2 protein-coding genes are annotated in these 1,089 nt (G+C 64.0%); both read left to right on the top strand.

Going from position 1 to position 1,089, the window contains the following annotated elements:
* On the top strand, positions 1–294 hold a 294-nt coding region (locus EN750_RS35750; RefSeq protein WP_245482911.1), incomplete at its 5' end, for an alpha/beta hydrolase.
* 265 nt (positions 295–559) lie between these two features.
* Positions 560–1,089 (top strand): transporter substrate-binding domain-containing protein (locus tag EN750_RS35745; protein WP_127399376.1); only part of this gene is annotated, 530 nt, incomplete at its 3' end.

Here is a 1,089-nt window from a genome sequence, read left to right as displayed (position 1 = left end):
GAAAACGACCGCGACTGCTATGCGGCCGCCTATCGCGTTCTGGCCGAGACCGATTTCGGCGGCATTCTCGACCGCATCACCTGCCCGACGCTGATCGTGACCGGGGAGGACGATCAGGGCTCCAGCCCGCGGATGGCACGGCTGATGCACGAACAGGTGCAAGGGTCGCAACTCGCCATCCTGCCCGGACTTCGTCATTCGATCCTGATCGAGGCGCCGGCTCGGGTTGCCACCCTGATGGGCGATTTCCTGATGGACGCTGACCGCGGGAAAGGGGGCGGCGCCGATGAATAGCAGCCTTCGCGATGCGAAAGCGAACGCCGGACACCACTGGCTGCACGACACCTCGCAGGGAGCGGGCCGAGACCTTCCCTGTGATCGGGGGAATGGCGACGGCTAACATCCTCCGCGACATCGGAAGACCGGACCGGCCACGACGTCGCTAAATCGGCGGGCCTTTGGGAGAGGACGCCGACCAGGTCGGCACGAAATTGGGACGTCACGACCGGCTGAACGGAAGTGACTGCAAGGAACTGAACAACAACAGGGGAATACGGATATGACATTCTGGAACAGACCACAGCTGACGTTGGCCGCGATGGCGCTTGCGCTTGGCGCATATCCTGCTCACGCAGGCGCGGTGCTCGACCGCGTTTTGGCGGCCGGCACGCTCAAGGTGGCGACCGATGCCAACTGGGCGCCGCAGTCCTTCGTGAATTCCAGCAACGAGCTGGACGGCTTCGATGTCGACGTCGCCAAGGCCATCGGCAAGCACCTCGGCGTCAAGGTCGAGTTCATCACGCCCGGCTGGGACATCATCACCGCCGGCCATTGGGCGGGGCGCTGGGACATGCATGCCGGCTCGATGACGCCGACCAAGAAACGCGCCGAGATCTTCGATTTTCCGGCGGTCTACTATTACACGCCGGCGGCCGTTGCCGTGCACAAGGACAGCAAGGCCAAGACGCTGGCAGATCTCGACGGCAAGGTGGTCGGCGCCACCAGCACCTCCACTTTCGAGGCCTATGCCAAGAAGGATCTGACGCTCGACGCCGCCGGCGCGCCGCCATTCGAGTACAAGCTCAACCC

The organism is Mesorhizobium sp. M7A.F.Ca.ET.027.03.2.1, from assembly GCF_003999175.1.
Taxonomy (GTDB): Bacteria; Pseudomonadota; Alphaproteobacteria; order Rhizobiales; family Rhizobiaceae; genus Mesorhizobium.
The sequence above is the reverse complement of the archived record's forward strand: the minus strand, read 5'-3'. Positions and strand labels throughout refer to the sequence as shown.